The sequence below is a fragment of the Glycomyces tenuis DSM 44171 genome (genome assembly GCF_000427885.1).
Lineage (GTDB): Bacteria > Actinomycetota > Actinomycetes > Mycobacteriales > Micromonosporaceae > Glycomyces > Glycomyces tenuis.
Genome location: NZ_ATYW01000001.1, coordinates 392,548 through 408,644, shown reverse-complemented (window position 1 = coordinate 408,644; position 16,097 = coordinate 392,548). Strand labels below are relative to the sequence as shown.

At 70.6% G+C, this 16,097-nt stretch carries 15 protein-coding genes; 7 read left to right on the top strand and 8 right to left on the bottom strand.

The window, feature by feature from the left end; translation table 11 throughout:
- Nucleotides 1-23: 23 nt before the first annotated feature.
- Nucleotides 24-443, bottom strand: a complete 420-nt coding sequence (locus YWW_RS0101995) for a hypothetical protein (RefSeq protein WP_155829817.1) — start codon at nucleotides 441-443, stop codon at nucleotides 24-26.
- A gap of 414 nt (nucleotides 444-857) precedes the next feature.
- Between YWW_RS0101995 and YWW_RS27790 the strand changes: the two genes are divergently transcribed.
- Nucleotides 858-1,646: an MHYT domain-containing protein gene (locus tag YWW_RS27790; protein WP_051325265.1), complete on the top strand. Its 789-nt coding sequence runs from the start codon at nucleotides 858-860 to the stop codon at nucleotides 1,644-1,646.
- A gap of 100 nt (nucleotides 1,647-1,746) precedes the next feature.
- Here the strand turns inward: YWW_RS27790 and YWW_RS36755 are convergent, their stop codons facing one another.
- The 3 genes from YWW_RS36755 to YWW_RS0101975 all read right to left on the bottom strand — a co-directional run bounded on the left by YWW_RS36755 (nucleotide 1,747) and on the right by YWW_RS0101975 (nucleotide 5,447).
- Entirely contained in the window at nucleotides 1,747-2,946 is a 1,200-nt protein-coding gene (locus YWW_RS36755; RefSeq protein WP_051325292.1) for a glycosyl hydrolase family 18 protein, read from the bottom strand.
- A gap of 185 nt (nucleotides 2,947-3,131) precedes the next feature.
- Nucleotides 3,132-4,004 carry a hypothetical protein gene (locus YWW_RS0101980; RefSeq protein WP_026928775.1) on the bottom strand — a complete coding sequence of 291 codons (873 nt, stop codon included), beginning with the start codon at nucleotides 4,002-4,004 and terminating at the stop codon, nucleotides 3,132-3,134.
- A gap of 75 nt (nucleotides 4,005-4,079) precedes the next feature.
- Nucleotides 4,080-5,447, bottom strand: coding sequence for a cystathionine beta-synthase (locus tag YWW_RS0101975; RefSeq protein ID WP_026928774.1), 1,368 nt, complete (start codon nucleotides 5,445-5,447; stop codon nucleotides 4,080-4,082).
- A 209-nt stretch (nucleotides 5,448-5,656) separates the two neighbouring features.
- Here YWW_RS0101975 and gndA point away from each other — a divergent pair, with 209 nt between their 5' ends.
- On the top strand, nucleotides 5,657-7,087 hold the full coding sequence (gene gndA, locus YWW_RS0101970; protein ID WP_026928773.1) for an NADP-dependent phosphogluconate dehydrogenase: 1,431 nt from the start codon (nucleotides 5,657-5,659) through the stop codon (nucleotides 7,085-7,087).
- 931 nt (nucleotides 7,088-8,018) lie between these two features.
- On the opposite strand, the gene YWW_RS33625 is transcribed toward gndA, so the two are convergent.
- The 4 genes from YWW_RS33625 to YWW_RS0101950 all read right to left on the bottom strand — a co-directional run bounded on the left by YWW_RS33625 (nucleotide 8,019) and on the right by YWW_RS0101950 (nucleotide 12,487).
- Entirely contained in the window at nucleotides 8,019-8,540 is a 522-nt protein-coding gene (locus YWW_RS33625; protein WP_081687118.1) for an NUDIX domain-containing protein, read from the bottom strand.
- The gene (locus tag YWW_RS27780) at nucleotides 8,537-9,109 is read right to left on the bottom strand and encodes an NUDIX hydrolase (protein ID WP_169732252.1); all 573 of its coding nucleotides are present in this window, start codon (nucleotides 9,107-9,109) and stop codon (nucleotides 8,537-8,539) included. The genes YWW_RS33625 and YWW_RS27780 overlap by 4 nt, the downstream gene beginning before the upstream one ends.
- A gap of 32 nt (nucleotides 9,110-9,141) precedes the next feature.
- On the bottom strand, nucleotides 9,142-9,663 hold the full coding sequence (locus YWW_RS27775; protein WP_035703911.1) for an NUDIX hydrolase: 522 nt from the start codon (nucleotides 9,661-9,663) through the stop codon (nucleotides 9,142-9,144).
- Between the two features lie 61 nt (nucleotides 9,664-9,724).
- Nucleotides 9,725-12,487, bottom strand: coding sequence for an AfsR/SARP family transcriptional regulator (locus tag YWW_RS0101950; RefSeq protein WP_035703909.1), 2,763 nt, complete (start codon nucleotides 12,485-12,487; stop codon nucleotides 9,725-9,727).
- 173 nt (nucleotides 12,488-12,660) lie between these two features.
- On the opposite strand from YWW_RS0101950, the gene YWW_RS0101945 reads away from it, so the two are divergent.
- The 5 genes from YWW_RS0101945 to YWW_RS0101925 all read left to right on the top strand — a co-directional run bounded on the left by YWW_RS0101945 (nucleotide 12,661) and on the right by YWW_RS0101925 (nucleotide 16,093).
- The gene (locus YWW_RS0101945; RefSeq protein WP_026928771.1) at nucleotides 12,661-12,990 is read left to right on the top strand and encodes a hypothetical protein; all 330 of its coding nucleotides are present in this window, start codon (nucleotides 12,661-12,663) and stop codon (nucleotides 12,988-12,990) included.
- Nucleotides 12,980-13,891, top strand: coding sequence for a hypothetical protein (locus YWW_RS0101940; RefSeq protein ID WP_155829815.1), 912 nt, complete (start codon nucleotides 12,980-12,982; stop codon nucleotides 13,889-13,891). The genes YWW_RS0101945 and YWW_RS0101940 overlap by 11 nt, the downstream gene beginning before the upstream one ends.
- Nucleotides 13,892-14,003: 112 nt before the next feature.
- On the top strand, nucleotides 14,004-14,363 hold the full coding sequence (locus YWW_RS0101935; protein ID WP_026928769.1) for a YybH family protein: 360 nt from the start codon (nucleotides 14,004-14,006) through the stop codon (nucleotides 14,361-14,363).
- A 128-nt stretch (nucleotides 14,364-14,491) separates the two neighbouring features.
- The gene (locus tag YWW_RS27770) at nucleotides 14,492-14,932 is read left to right on the top strand and encodes a DoxX family protein (protein ID WP_035697451.1); all 441 of its coding nucleotides are present in this window, start codon (nucleotides 14,492-14,494) and stop codon (nucleotides 14,930-14,932) included.
- 351 nt (nucleotides 14,933-15,283) lie between these two features.
- Entirely contained in the window at nucleotides 15,284-16,093 is an 810-nt protein-coding gene (locus tag YWW_RS0101925; protein WP_026928768.1) for a hypothetical protein, read from the top strand.
- The last annotated feature ends 4 nt before the right edge of the window (nucleotides 16,094-16,097 follow it).

The following is a 16,097-nucleotide window of genomic DNA, read 5'->3' as shown; positions in this document are numbered from 1 at the left end:
CGAAGCGGCGGGCCCTTCGGCGTCTACTGCTCTGAGGCGTAGACGGACTGGAGCACTTCGGTCACGAAGCGGTCGAGGTCCTCGCCTTCGAGGTCCTCTTCCGAGATGACCGCGTAGGGCAGCACGAGCAGGGCGGTGCGGAGGTCGTCGGGGGAGGCGCCGTCGGCGAGTTCGCTCTCGCCGAAGGCGAAGCCGACCAGCGCTTCGATCACGATGGGTTTGATGAGGGGGGCGGCGTCGGGGAAGCGGGCCTGGAGCGCCTCGGTGAATTCGAGGATCCGGGTCCGGCCGGGGTGCGTCTGGAACCTGCGTCGCAGCGCCAGCGCGGTGGCGGCGCTGAGGAGGACGGTCACGCGCTCGTCGCCGAGCCGGTCCATGACGTCCTCGGGGAGTCTGGCGGGCGCGGCGAGGGCCGAGCGCACGATCTGTTCGTCATCATTCATGGCCATACGGGACCCTAACCTCTCGGCTCGGGGCCCGGCGAGCACCGGTGCGGCCCGGCTTCGCCGACCGGGCCGGCCCGGTCGGAGCGAACGGCGGGGACCGAAATGCGCAAAGGCAATTGCCCGGTTCAATTCGAACGGCCGGAATCGGTTCATCACTTCGTCGCCGAGGCGCTATTCCATTGTCGGCGCCGGTGGTTTTTCGGGCCGTTCTTCACGGTTTATGACAGGGTGTTTTCCCTGGCAAAACGACATGTGGGCGACATTTGCGACGTTCTCTCGGTGAATGGAAGCGCTCCATTCCAGAAAAGGCGGGTATAGTGCGCCGGTCTTATTCGCTGTACGATTCAAGGGACTGCCCGGCGCCCAAAACGCAGCCTTTCCGATCCCTCTTCCGTTGCCCCGGAGCCCGATATGATCGAACACCTCTCCTACGGATACATCACGCTCCCGATCGGGTTCCTGGTCTCCATGACCGGGTCCGCCCTCGGACTGCTCGTGGCCCGCCACGCCCGCCGCCAGGAGGAGGCGGGACGCCGGGCCCTGTGGCTGTGCCTGGCCGCCTTCGCCATCGGCGGCCCCGGCATCTGGACCATGCACTTCGTGGCCATGCTCGGTTTCAACGTCGTCGACGCCGAGCTGCTCTACTCCCCGGCCCTGACCGCGCTCAGCGCGCTCATCGCCGTCGCCGTGGTCGCCTGCGGGCTGCTGGTCATCGGGCTGGGCCGCTACTCGGTGCCGAAACTGCTCGTGGCCGGTCCGCTCACCGGTGTCGGCGTGGCGGCCATGCACTACACCGGCATGGCGGCCATCAGCGCCGACGTCGAGATGAGCGACGAGACCTCGTACATGATCGCCTCGGTGGCGATCGCGGTCGTGGCGACCACGGTGGCGCTGTGGATGGCGTGGCGGCTGGAGCGGACCGTGTCGATGTGGCTGGCCGCGGCCGTGATGGCCTTGGCGGTCAACCTCATGCACTACACGGCGATGATGGGGGTGCGAGTCGGCGGGACCATCAGCGAGGAGATCCACGGCGTGCACTCGATCGAGCTGATCTTCCCGATGGCGACCTTGACGGCGATCGTGCTGCTGCTCCTGATCTTCACGGTGGTCACCGTCCCGACAGCCGAGGAGTTGCGGACAGAGGAGCGGCTGACGGCGATCGAGCACGAGATGGGTCCGTCGACGGGCCGGGCTCGCTGAGCCCGGTCCGGCCGCGGCGGAAAAGGGGGGTCCGCCGCGCACGGGACCGGCCCCGCTCGTCGAGCGGGGCCGGTCCACCTGCGGGGGAAGGCGTCGGCGGTCAGCCGACGGTGTTGGCGAAGTCGTAGCCGCTCGTGGCGTCCCAGTTGATCGACCACGTCATCGCCCCGCCCATGCCCGGGTAGGCCTGATCGGGGACGAAGTCGCCGCAGCGCTGGAGCGTCTCCATGCACGCGAGGGCGTCGTTGACCATCGACGGGTCAACGTAGCCGCTGCCGGCGGCGCTCGGGACGGCCGGCAGGCCGAGGCCGACCTGGCCGGGCGCGAGTCCGGCTTCGAGCTGGATGCACGCCTGGGCGGTGATGAAGTCGATGTCGCCCTGGCCGTAGACCTGGCCGTCGCATCCGAGCATGGTGCCGGAGTTGTAGTACTGCATGTTGACGATGGTCAGGATGTCCTTGGTGTTGACCGCGAGCTCGCGGTAGCCGCCGCTGGTGTACTGGAAATCGATGGTCTGGGGGGCCATCGTGTAGACCAGGTCGGGGCCGGCGGAGGCGTGGATGCGGCGCATCGCGGTCTCCAGGGCCCCGGCGTCGATGCCGTGTTCGAGGTCGATGTCGACGCCGTCGAAGCCGTATTCGTCCATCAGGGACAGGATCGAGTCGGCGAAGGCGTTCGCGCTCGCGGTGTCGTTGATGGTGACGTTGCCCCGCTCGCCGCCGACGGAGATGACGACCTCGCGGCCTTCGGCCTGGACGGCGGCGATGTCGGCCTTGAAGTCGGCCTCGGAGTAGTTCAGGACCGGGTCGAGGGTGAAGTCGACGGCGCCGACGGGGCTGGCGACGGCCTCGGCGAAGGTCACGGCGATGATGTCGTACTCGGCGGGGACCTCCGAGAGGTGCATCGTGCCCGAGCCGTTCTCGAAGTTGTGCCAGTAGCCGGTGAGGGTGTCCGCGCCGGCCTCGCCTCCCGGCGGGTCGGTGGGTTCGTCCGTGGGCTCGTCGGTGGTGGGCTCGTCGGTCGGTTCGCCGGCGCCGTCGCAGGCGCCGAGGGACTCCCACACGCCCCATTCGCCGGTGGTGCCGGGCTCTTCGCCGGTGGTCCACCATTTGGCGCGGTACTCGTGGTCGTCGTGGCTGACCAGGTCGCCGCCGGTGTAGACCTCGCTGGACTGCCAGGGGGCGCCCTCGCACGCGGCCTGCGCGGAGGCGCCCGTGGCGAAGGCGATCGGGACGGCCGCGGCGGCCGCGGCCACCAGGGCGGAGGCGGCGATCAGCGCCGCTCTTCGGATGCGGTTCAAGGCGCCCTCCATGATTCGTAAACATCCCTTACAGAAATTACAATCATGGTTGTCCATACAGCGATGCGATGTCAAGCCCTTCGGAGCGGATAATTCCCTCTCGCCCGATTTGCCCAACGCTCCCACGGCAGGGCGGCCGCCATCAGTACGGACTGCTCACCATTTCGTCACCGCTCGGCGTGTCCTCACTCTTCGCCGAAGACGTCCTCCGCGCTCTCGGCGGTCAGACTCCGGTGGACCCACAGGAAGAAGGTCGTCTCGTCCTCGCAGGTCGACACGAGTTCGCGCTGCGGCTCGCTGAGCTCGATGCCGCGGGCGGCGAGCAGCTCGAACAAGGTCTCCGCTCGCCCTTGAACGCGGCCGCGGGCCTCGAGCTCGTCGCGGAGTTTGGAGGCGAACGGGTAGGTCATGGTCATGATTATGCCTTTCCAGTGATCGTATGCGCTACCTTCACCGAGGCCGACCTCGACGTAATGGGCGAAGAACTCGGCGGATTCGATCTCGATGCCGTCGAGTGCCTCGGCGAGCGTGTCGAGCGCCGTGTTGATCTCGGGGTTCTTGCGATGGGCCAGCGCCGCCATCACCGCCAGCATGATGTCGTCGGCTTGAGCCGGGTCGGTGATGAACGGCGTGTTGTCGGGGCCGATGACGAACGGGTGGACGGTGGCCGAGGCCCGCCGCTCCGGCCCGAGCGTCATCGGCTTCCGGCAAGTCGCGGCCGTGGCCTTCTCGGCCGTGAGGATGATCAGGGTGGACGGCACGTCGAAATAGGCCTCGAAGTACGACAGGTACCAGTGCCAGGCCCGCTGCTTGGCCTGCGTGGGCGGCGTGGACTGCGGTTCGATGACGAGGATCTCGGCGCCCTCGTCGGTCTCGACCATCAGCGCCGTGTCCACCTCGCGGGCGATGGCCTTGATCTCGGTCAGGTCGGAGTCGATGACGGCGACGCTCCGGAAAGCGGGGAAGTCCTCGTCCAGGCATTCCTTGAGCGCCCGCCGGACCAGATCGGGGTCCTCACGGAAGATGTGGTGCAGCGCCTCATGGGGAGTTTTCGGCATGGCCGGAGGTTAAGCGACTTCCCGTGCGAGCCCTCGTCTTTCAGCCGGCGTGTCGCCGATTCGGTGACGCTTGTATCACCTTTCGACGTAGCCGAGGAGGTCCTGCCGCGTCAGCACCCCGGTCGGCTTGCCCTCGGCGAAGACCATGAGCGCGTCGTGGTCCTGGAGCACCTCGACCGCCCGCTCGACCCGCTCGCCGCTGCCGATCGTGGGCAGCGGCCCGCCGACGTGCCCCTCGATCGGGTCGTGCAGCGTCGCCTCGCCCTTGAACAGCGCGTCCATCAAGTGCCGCTCGGCCACCGCCCCGGCGACCTCGCCGCTCATCACCGGCGGCTCGGCCTTGAGCACCGGCATCTGGCTGACCCCGTATTGGCGCATGATGTCGATCGCCTCGCGCACGGTGTCGTTGGGGTGCACGTGGACCAGCTCGGGAATCTCGCCGTCCTTGGCGGCCAGGACCTCGGCGACGGTCGTGTCGCCCTTGCCCGCGCCCATGAAGCCGAACTCGGTCATCCACCCGTCGTTGAAGATCTTCGAGAGGTAGCCGCGCCCGCCGTCGGGCAGGATCACCACGATCACCGCCTCGGGCGTGGCCTTGCGGGCGACCTCGATCGCGCCGACCACGGCCATCCCCGACGAGCCGCCCACCAGCAGGCCCTCCTCGCGGGCGAGGCGCCGGGTCATCTCGAACGCCTCGGCGTCGGTGACCTCCACGATCTCGTCGGGCAGGCCCGCGTCGTAGTTCTCGGGCCAGAAGTCCTCGCCGACGCCCTCCACCAGGTACGGGCGGCCGGTCCCTCCTGAGTAGACCGATCCTTCGGGGTCGGCGCCGACGATCCTGACCGCGCCGCCGGAGACCTCCTTGAGGTACTTGCCGGTGCCGGTGATCGTCCCGCCCGTGCCGATCCCCGCCACGAAGTGCGTGATGCGGCCCTCGGTCTGCGCCCACAGCTCCGGTCCGGTCTGGTGGTAGTGCGAGGCCGGGTTCGCCGGGTTCGAGTACTGGTCGGGCTTCCACGAGCCCTCGATCTCGGTCAAGAGCCGGTCGGAGACCTTGTAGTAGGAGCGCGGGTCCTCCGGGTCGACCGCGGTGGGGCACACCACGACCTCGGCGCCGTAGGCCTTGAGCACGTTCCGCTTGTCCTCGGAGACCTTGTCGGGGCAGACGAACACGCACCGGTAGCCGCGCCGCTGGGCCACCATCGCCAGGCCGACGCCGGTGTTGCCGCTCGTCGGCTCCACGATCGTCCCGCCCGGCTTCAGGGCCCCGGAGGCCTCGGCCTCGTCGATCATGCGCCGGGCGATGCGGTCCTTGACCGAACCGCCCGGGTTGAGGTACTCGACCTTCGCGAGCACCGTGGCGGCCACCCCGTCGGTGACCGAGCCCAGCCGCACCAGCGGGGTGTCGCCGATGAGGTCGAGCACTGAGTCGTAATACTGCACGCCCCCAGCCTAAGCCCCGGGCGGGCGAGCCGTCCGCAGTCGGGGCCGTGTCATCGGCGGGGCCGAGCCGATCCCGCAGCGTGGATACGATGTGCCGTGGCGGCGCCACCGCGAGGCGGCTCCGCGAGAATCACGGGGACACACGCCGTACCGATTGACGGCTCCGCAGGCGTCGCCGAGGGCCGCTCGACACAGTAGGGAGATAAGGCATGAGCACCGCCGACATCGGAGTGGTCGGGCTGGCCGTCATGGGCTCGAACCTCGCCCGCAACTTCGCCCGCCACGGCTTCACCGTCGCGGTCTACAACCGCACCTACGCCAAGACCACCGAACTCATCGACGAGCACGGCGACGAGGGCGACTTCGTGCCCTCCGAGGAGCTCGCCGACTTCGTGGCCTCGCTGAAGCGGCCCCGCAAGGCCATGATCATGGTGCAGGCCGGCAAGGCCACCGACGCCGTCATCGACTCGCTCGCCGAGCTGATGGAGCCCGGCGACATGATCATCGACGGCGGCAACGCCCACTTCGAGAACACCCGGCGCCGCGAGGCCGCCCTGCGCGACAGGGGCATCCACTTCGTCGGCACCGGCGTCTCCGGCGGCGAGGAGGGCGCGCTGCTCGGCCCCGCGATCATGCCCGGCGGCTCCGCGGAGTCCTACGAGAGCCTCGGCCCGATCCTGGAGGCCATCGCCGCCAAGGCCCCCGACGGCACGCCGTGCTGCACGAGGCTCGGCCCCGACGGCGCCGGGCACTTCGTCAAGATGGTGCACAACGGCATCGAGTACTCCGACATGCAGCTCATCGGCGAGGCCTACGACCTGCTGCGCCGCGGCCTGGGCATCGAGCCCTCGGAGCTCGCGAAGATCTTCGCCGAGTGGAACTCGGGCGACCTCGACTCCTACCTCATCGAAGTCACCGCCGAAGTCCTCGGGCACACCGACGCGGCCACCGGCAAGCCCCTGGTCGACGTCATCCTCGACCAGGCCGGGCAGAAGGGCACCGGGCGCTGGACCGTGCAGAACGCCCTCGACCTCGGCGTCCCGGTCACCGGCATCGCCGAGGCCACGTTCGCGCGGGCCCTCTCCAGCGGCGCCAAGCAGCGCGAAGGCGCCGTCGGCGTCCTGACCGGCCCGGACGGGAAGATCGACCTGCCCGAGAGCTTCGTCGACGACGTCCGCCAGGCGCTGTACGCCTCGAAGATCGTCGCCTACGCCCAGGGCTTCGACCAGATCGCCGCCGCCAGCGAGGAGTACGGCTGGGACATCGAGCTCGGCTCGTGCGCGGCGCTGTGGCGGGCCGGGTGCATCATCCGGGCGCGCTTCCTGGACAAGATCACCGCCGCGTGGCGCGAGAACCCCGAGCTGCCGACCCTACTGGCCGCCCCCGAGTTCACCCGGATCGTGACCGAGGCGCAGGACGCGTGGCGCCGCGTCGTCGCCGCCGCGGTGCAGGCCGGCATCCCGACGCCGGGCTTCTCGGCGGCGCTGGCCTACTACGACGGCCTGCGCTCCAAGCGCCTCCCGGCGGCCCTGATCCAGGGCCAGCGGGACTTCTTCGGCGCCCACACCTACAAGCGCGTCGACCGCGAGGGCGTCTTCCACACCGACTGGTCCGGCGACCGCACCGAAGGCGAAGTCTGAGCGAACGCCACGGGAGGCGCGGGCTCCGGCCCGCGCCTCCCGCTCCGTTTCAGCGGCCGGCCGAACGCATAAGGCGACCGCCCGGCACAACTCGCGGCGGTCCCGTTCGGGCAGACCGGCCTGGAGACGATGCGCCCGAATCATCGAATCGGCCACCTCGCAGACGCGGGCGATCTCCACATCAGCCGGCGAAACGCGCGCAAGACCGTGTTCGTGCAGCCATACCGCCACCTCGGCCCACGAATACAGGCTGACTCTCGCCCGGGGGATCCGAGGTGCCGGAAATCCGCCTGGGCCGCGCCGCCCCACCGCCCAGTGATCCGCAGACGCGAAACTCCTGCCAGTGCGTTCGGCGATCTCCTTCAGGGTGACCAGGTCTTCGGTGACGCCGGTGAGTTCGACACCGGCGCCGCGCCCCTGGGCGATGGCCGATGCCACCGCTGTGACGGCCGAAGCGGCCTCCCGGTCGAACATCGCGGTCCCTTCACCACCGGCCTCCGGATCGAACGAGACCACGGCGTCGTCCCAACCGGCTTCGTACAAGGCATCTATGACCTCGTGCCCGGCCGGAGCCGAGAACCGCAGCTCGAAAGCGTAGACGGTCATGAGCTCAGCCTCCTTACTCATCCTCCGATGCGAAGCCATGCGGACATTGGTCGGCAAGGCGCCGAAGACGCCTTGCGTGGCCTTCGGCCGACCTCGGTGTCGACCATATGGACGTCGGTGGACGACAGCCGTCGCGCCCTCCCGGGCAGTACGCACGCCCCCATGCGTGCCCGTCCGCCTTCTCGATGAACCAGCCCGCCGCCTCCAAGTACTCGATTGCCGCCCGGATGTCCTTATTGGGGCGCTTCGGCATGTAGAGATAATACTACAACACTACGCTGGGGAATCACTCGACTTCAAGCGGCGCCGGTCTCGGTCTCGATGCTCATTCGGCGGCTTCGCTTCGGCGGCCGGTGGGGTCGAGTTCGACCGGTTCGGCGGGGATGTCGCCACTGACGAGCCGCTTGACCAGGCCGAGCAGGCCGTCGATGCGGTCGAGGCCCTCGGTCGCGGCGAAGTCGTCGACGGCGACCCACTGGAACTCGAGGTCCTGCTCGTAGGCGTCGCCGCCGCAGTTGCGCGGCTCGAAGCGTTCGGCGCGGGTGAAGAAGAAGTGGTTCTGCTGGGTCCACGGGCGGTCCTCGCGCCGACCGCGGTAGAGCTGGCGGGCGACCGGGCCGATGAGCTCGGCGGGGGCGACGCGCAGGCCGGTCTCCTCGAACAGCTCGCGGGCGGCGGCCTCGGCCATCGACTCGCCGGGGTCGATGCCGCCGCCGGGCAGGAGCCAGCCCGCGGGCCGCTCGGCCGTCGCGGACCGGCCGATGAACAGGACGTGGTCCTGCTCGTCGATCACGATCCCCCGGGCCCCGCGCCGGTCGATTCGCTGTGTCGGTTCGGTCACGCTCATCGCTCGAGTATCCCGGGACGCTCGGTCGCCGTCCACCCCCTATTCCCGTCCCAGCACCAAGCGCCCCATTCGAGTTCAACGGGCACAACGGGAACCGTCCCCGCGTTGAGTGCTTTGAGGAGGCCGGAGACCCCGGCGGGGAAGACGAGGCGGTCGACGGCCTCGAGCTGTTCGGCGGTGAGCCAGCGGGCCTCGGCGAACTCCCGCCGCTCGACCTCCTCGAGCCCGTCGCGCACGGGTTCGAAGTGCGGGACGCGGCGGTAGAAGTACGACTCGTCGTTGTGCATCGGCGTGTCGGGCGCATCCGACCAGATGCCGGCCGCGCGGGCGACGACCGGCCCGAGCTCGGCCGGGTCGAGGGCCAGCCCGGTCTCCTCCAGCACCTCGCGGGCGGCGGCCTCGGCCAGGGACTCGCCCTCCTCGACACCGCCGCCGACGGTCACGTAGTACTCCACGCCCGGGGCGACGAAGCCGTTGCTGTAGAACAGCAGCAGCCGGTCGTCCTCGTCGACGAGGAGCACCCGCGCGCAGCGGCGCCTGACGATGTGGGGCTCTGGTGCGGCGTTCACCGTTCGAGTATCCGCGCGGCGGCCCCCGGCGGCTACCGCGAGCTCTGGTCGACCCAGGGCAGTTCGATCGGGCCGGTCACGTCCTCGCCGGAGATGAGCCGCTTGAGGACGCCGGCCAGGCCGATCGGGAAGACGTAGGCGTCGGTCGACCGCAGGTCCTCCATGCTGAGCCACTCGTAGCGGCTGATCTCCTTCTCCTCGCCGGCCTCCAGGCCGTCGAGGCTCACCTCGAAGTGGCTCGTGCGCAGGAAGAAGAAGTTGTCGTCGGAGTAGAAGCGCACCCCGTCGTGGGTGGTCCAGGCGCCCTCGGTGTGGGCCACCAGCGGCCCGAGCTCCTCCGGAGTGACACGCAGGCCGGTCTCCTCGAGCACCTCGCGGGCGGCGGCCTCGGCCAGGGACTCGCCCTCGTCGACGGCGCCGCCGACGGTGAAGTAGTAGTCGGCGTCCTGCCGGACCAGCCCCCCGCCGAAGAACAGCAGCGCCCGGTCGTCCTCGTCGACGATGAGGACCCGTGCGGCACGACGGTAGATGAGACCGTGAGGGATTCGCGTCATGCGCTAAGCCTAGCCGGATACCGAAGGAGCCCAACCCGAGTGGAGGCCGATGCCACAGCGCCTACACCTCCAGTTCGCGGATCTTCGCGTGCACCTGGGCGGCGCGGAACTCGCGCACCTCCGTGAAGATCGCGTGCGCGCGCCGCCAGGTCTCGCGCGCCGACGCCGGATCGCCCATCGCCCGGTACAGGTCGCCGAGGTGGTCTGACACCTCGGCCTCGTTGTAGCGGAACCCGATCCGCCGACTCAAGTCGATCGCCCGCTGGTAGTAGGCGACGGCCTCGGCGTTCCGGCCCTGCCGGTGCAGGACGAATCCGATGGTGTCGAGGACCGCCGACTGCGCGCTGTGCGCCCCGATCGCCTCGCTCAGCGCCAGCGACTTGCGGCAGTGCTCCAGGGCCTCGTCGAGCCTGCCCAGTTTGGCTTGGAGCCATCCGATGCCGTTGAGCGTGTTGGCCTGGCCGTTGTCGTCGCCGGCCTCCAGGTACAGCCGATAGGCCTCCCGGCAGTGATCCAGGGCCTCCTCGAAACGCCGGCTCTCGTTGAACACGACCGCGAACTGGTGGTTGACCCGGGCCAGCGGCTTCCGGTCGCGTTCGGGGTCGCACAGCGCCCGCGCCCGCCGCAGATGCCGCTCGGCCTCCTCGAACGCGGCGCACGAGAACAGGAACATCGCCGTGTACACGTGCGCGGTGCACTCGTGGGCGCGGTCGCCGAGCCGCCGCGCGGCGCGGAGCGCGCACTGCTGCGTCGCCACACCGACATCCCAATTGCCGTTCCTGTGCAGCATCCCGGCGATCGCCCAGGCCAACGCCGTCGTGTACCGGTCCGAACCGGTGTCCTCGGCGCACTGCACCATGTTGCCGAGCACCGGCAGCTCCCGCAGCACCCAGGCCATCGCGGCCTCGGACTCCTCGAACGGCTCGGCGACGACGCCGGGCTCGGCGGTGGGCATCGGCAGCGGCTCGCGGAAGCGGTCGACGGTCTTCGAGGCGCGGTACGCCGAATCCGTGTAATGGCCGAACATGCGCCGCCTCGCCGCGGCGCGCTCCGACTCGTCCTCGCCCGCCGCCATCTCCCGCGCGTAGGCGGCCAGCAGATCGTGGGCGGCGTACCGGTCGGGCTGGTGCTCGGTGAGCAGGTGGACGCCGGTCAGCTCCCGCAGCAGCGCCCGTGCCCGCCGCAGCGGCACCCCCGCCAGGCTCGCGGCCGCGGCCGCCGAGAAGTCCGGGCCCGGGTGCAGGCCCGTCAGCGCGAACAGGCGGGCCGCGTCCGGGCTCAACGCGTCGTAGGACCAGGAGAACACCGCCCGGACGTCGCCGAGCGCGTCGTCGCTCGCCAGAGCGTCCAAAGCGCTGTCGGCCGCGCTCAGCCGCTCGGCGAGCACGCTCAAGGGGAACCGCGTCTCGGTCGCCGCCCGAGCCGCGACGACCGCCAGCGCCAGCGCCAGGCCCGCGCACGAGCCCAGGATGCGGTCGACGGCCTCGGGCTCGGCGGCGGCGCGCGCCTCCCCGAGCCTGAGGCCGAGCAGCGCCCGCGCCTCGGCTCGCTCGAACACCTCGAGCCGGATTTGCCGCGCGCCGTGCCGGGCGGCCAGGCCGGGCATGAGCCTGCGGCTGGTCACCAGCACCGCGCAGTTCGGCGCCCCCGGCAGCAGCGGACGCACCTGCTCGGCGTCGCGCGCGTTGTCGAGCACCACCAGGACGCGCCGGTCGGCCACCAGGCTCCGGTACAAATCGGCCCGCGCCTCCAGGCCGCGGGGCAGCGACGAGGCGCTGACCCCGAGCGCGGTCAGGAATCCGCTCAGCGCCTCGGCCGGGGCGAGCGCGGCCCCGCTCGGGTGGAACCCGCGGAGGTCCACATAGAGCTGGCCGTCGGGGAAGCGGTCCCTGACCCGGTGGGACCATTCGACCGCGAGCGAGGTCTTGCCGACCCCGCCGGGACCGGAGACCACGGCGATCCGCAGCGCCTCGGATTCCGCGTCGAGCAGGTCGTCCAGCTCCTTCAGCGCGGCGCCGCGGCCGCAGAAGCCGCCGAGCGCGGCGGGCAGCTGCGCGGGGACGGCCGCCGTCCAGGAGGGCGGCGGGGCCGCCGCCTCGGACCGGGCCTCCAGGACGCGGCGCTGCGCCTCCCGCAGTTCGGTGTCCGGGTCGAGCCCGAGCTCCTCGACCAGGCGGGCGCGGACCTCGGCGTACACCTCGAGCGCTTCGGCGGCGCGGCCCTGTCCGCGCAGGGCGTGCATGAGCTGGGCGGCCGCCCGCTGGCGGTACCGGTCGGCGCCGAGCAGCTCGCCGGCTCTGAGCACGACCGATTCGTTGCGCCCCAAAGCGAGTTCGGCATCGTTGAGGACTTCGAGCACGTCGAGGCGCTCGCGCTCCAAGCGGGCCGCCGCGGCCTCGATCCGGTCGCCGCGCAGGTCGGCGAGGGCCGCTCCGCGCCACAGCTCGAGCGCCGCCCGCAGCAGCTCCACGGCGGCGGCCGGGTCGCCCGAGCGCATCGCCTCGCGGGCGCGGGCGGTGTCGCGTTCGAAGCGGGCCAGGTCGATCTCCTCGGAGCGCAGCCGGTATCCCAGGCCGGAGCGCTCGATCGGGTCGCCGCCGTTCGCGGCGAGCAGCCGCCGCAGCGCCGCGAGCGTGTTCTGCACCTGCCGCAGCGCGGTCGACGGCGGCTCGCCGTCCCACAGGACGTCCACGAAGCGGTGCGCGGGCAGCCATCGCCCGGATTCGAGCAGCAGCTGCGCCAGCGCTTTGGCCTTCATGCCCGTCACGGGGACGCGCCCGTCCCCGTGCGTCACCTCGAGCGAGCCGAGTACCCGAAACCGCATCGTCCTCCTTGGAGCGCACCGACATCCCTGCTCATCGTATCGACGCAGGCCAAGCCCTCATTGTTCGCCTCGATGCGCGTGCCGATTCGATGCGGTTCCCGTGCCTTCGCGCGGAATGCTCGGCGGACGCCCGGTGACGGCGGACCGGCCGCCGACCCCTGAAGGAGTGAGCCATGTCCGAAGACGGATTCGCGATCGACACCGGCCCCGTGCGAGAGGCGTGCGAACGGCTGGGATCACTGAGCCCGGACTTCGAGGAGGTCTTCCGGTACGCCGCCGAAGCCGACCCCGAGTCTTGGATGTGGGGTGCGCCGGGTGCGGCGTTCGCCATGCAGTACGAGGTCACCGCGAACTCGCTGCGCGTCCTGATGGGCATGCTCGCCCCGGCCGTCGAGGGCGTGGCCGTCCGGATCGGACGCGCCTGCGACGACTACGGCGACACCGACGACCGCGCGGCGGGGGAGATCGAGGACCGCGGCGAGGGAGCCGACGGTGTCCGATGAAGGCATAGTGGACCTGTCCGACGCTCCCCGGCACACCGGCCCGGGGGAGGACACCGGGGATGCGACCTCCGGCTCGGCCTCCGACGCGCTCATGTCGGCCTACGGCAAGACGCCTCCCGCGGCGCTGGTCAACAACGTCATGGCCGTCTGCGACGAGACCGCCTCGCTGGTGGGCAAGCTGTTCGACGGGGAACTCGTCCTGGACGACCTGCTCGCGCACGCGCAGCAGCTCACGGGCCTGCTCAGCGCGGGCATCGAGATCGCGGACATGGCCGTCTCGACGATCCCCTTCCCGCCGGACCCGGCGTACTGGCTGGGCCTGATCGCGAAGACCGGACTCGACGCCATCGTCTCCCTGTTCCAGCCGCTGGAGGACATCATCGGCATGTTCTCCGGCAACCCGGACCGCATCGGCGTCTCCGGGCAGATGTGGGGCACCGCCTCTGAGGCGCTGGTGGACCTCGCCGAGCACATCGGGAAGGTCACCATCGAGGGCATCCTGCCCTCCTGGTCCGGCGGGGCGGCGGCTTCGGCGGCGCTGCGCCTGGGCGAGTTCCAGCAGGCCGTCCACACCGTGGCCGTCGTCTGCGACCTCGTCAAGACGACGATGAAGCACACCGCCGCGCTCGCCGAGGCGCTGATGAACTTCTCGATACAGAACCTGGCCGACATCGTCAGCTCGTTCATCGGCGTCATATGGTCGACCGTCGACCCCCTCAGCCTCCCCGGCGCCATCGCCGCGCTGGGCCTCAGGATCTGCAAGACCGTGTGCCTCCTGGTCGACCTCGCCATCAGGGCCGCCCGCGTCTTCCTGGCGCTGGCGGAGGCCGGCGCCGCGATTCAGTCCACATTCGAGAGTGCCCTGCCGCTGCTGACGCGGATGTCCGAAGCCCCGAACTGAGGCCGCGCCGCGTCTTGCGAGCGGGCCCGGCGGCGTCCGCGTTTCCGCCCCGTCGCCCGCGTCCGGTGCGAAGCTGAACGGGAACGACTCCGAACCGACGAAAGGAGCTCCGATGGCAGCGGACGGCAAGCGGGCCACCGAGCCCGAGCAGGTGACGCGGCTGATCGCCGAGCGCTTGAACGCGGGCGACGTGGACGGGATAGCCGAACTGTACGAAACCGACGCGGTCCTGGCCTACCCGCCGGACGACCCCACCTCCGGCGTCGAGTCGATCAAGGCGATCTATCGGGCGATGGCCGAGCAGAACGTCCGGTTCGCCACCGACGAGGAGCAGCTGCCGACGGTCCGCTTCGAGGACCTGGCGCTGGCCTCGACGACCGCCGCCGACGGCACCGGCATGCGCGTCCAGGTGCTGCGCAAGCAATCCGACGGCACCTGGAAGCGCATCATCGACCGCCCGGAGGTGAGGTAGCGGCACGGCAGCGGCGGTCGCGAAAGAATTCTCGAAGAACATCCGCGGCGGTCGTCGAAATCGCGTCGCACCGATCGACCTAGAGGCAGAAGCACGAAACACAACGCCTCGACAAGGACGTGATCGCAATGACCGCTCAGACCTACACCTCAGTCACCTCCCCCGCCGCCTCCACCGCGAAGGGCCGCCGCCGCGGCCTGAACATCACCGTCTGGGTCGCCCAGGCGCTCTTCGCGGCCTTCTTCGTCTTCGCCTCGGTGCCGAAGATCCTCGGCGACGACGCCAACGTCGCCTCGTTCGAGCAGATCGGGGCGGGCCAGTGGTTCCGCGTCGTCACCGGCCTGGTCGAGCTGGCCGGGGCGATCGGCCTGGTCGTGCCGAGGCTGTCGAGCCTGGCCGCCGCCGGCCTGGCGATCGTGATGCTCTGCGCCACCTGGGTCAACCAGGTCCCGCTGGACATGCCGCTGTGGGCGGGCGTCAACACGATCGTGTTCGCCGCCGCCTTCGCCGCCATCGCCTGGTACCGCCGCGACCAGAACCGGCGGCTGCTCGAGCTGATCGGCCGCTGAACACCGCTCGGCCACTGCACATCGTCAGCAACCGAACCATGTCGAAGCGCCGGTCGGGACCATCCCGCCCGGCGCTCGGCCGTGCCCGGCGCGAGCGTGCGGATCCCGTGCCGTTTCCGTGCAACGGCGGCCGAGGCTTCTAGGGCCTGTCTTGTGAATCAGGGCGAGGCGGTATCCGAGTCTATTTGTTCGCTCGCAAGGCGGAGGGGCGCCCAGATCCCGGTGTTGGATCTGGGCGCCCCGACAACGCAGCGAGCGGGCGAATAGGCCGGATAACGCCCGGTCTGATTCACAAGACAGGCCCTAAACGCTGTGGCCCCGGTGGGCCCCGCTCCGCGAAAGGAAGCCCTGTTGCAGTACCCGATGGATCCCCCCGGCGGCGGGGCGAACCCCGGCGCGCCCGCGCCGGGCTCGTACCGGCCGCAACCGCTTCCGCCCGGCCCCGTCCCCGGCGGCTTCCCGCCGCCCGCGCGGCCGGGCCGACCGCGGTGGCCGCTGGCGGCGGCCGCGCTCGCGGCGGGCGTGGCCCTCGGCGTCCTCGGCACGGTGCTCGTCACGGGCGTGCTCGGCGAGGACGAGCAGGGCGCGGTGACCGCGCCCGGCACCGAGTCCGCGACGGCCGAGGCCGGACCGACGACGGCGGCAGCGGAGACATCGGAGCCGGAGGAGACGGCGGCAGCCGAGACGGCCGCCTACACCTCGCTCGAGAACGTCTGCGCCGTGATCGAGCCGATCGCCGCCGAATACATGACGGTCGACTCCGAGGGCACCGTGCCGGAGCGGACCGGCGACGACTCCGGATGCGAGATGGTCGGCGAGTTCACCGACGCCTTCGAGCGCCCCGGCATCTACGTCACCCAGAGCGTCTTCCCCGACGACCCGGCGGGCGGGGTCGCCGAGCTGGAGTTCCAGACCACCGTCATCGGCGGCGGCTGCGAGGTCACCGAGGACGCCGCCGCCGATATCTGGGAGCGCTCGGTGTACTTCACCGGCGCGGAGGACTGCGTCATCCTCGGGCACACGCACCGCCTGCTGGCGGCCTCGGGGAACATGTACCTCTCCGTGGAGATCTGGTTCGGCGGCTCGGACGCCTCGACCGGGGACGAGTTCAAGGTCCTCACGGCGATGGCCGCGGCGATCGAGGCGGAGGCCGCCGTCTGAGGCG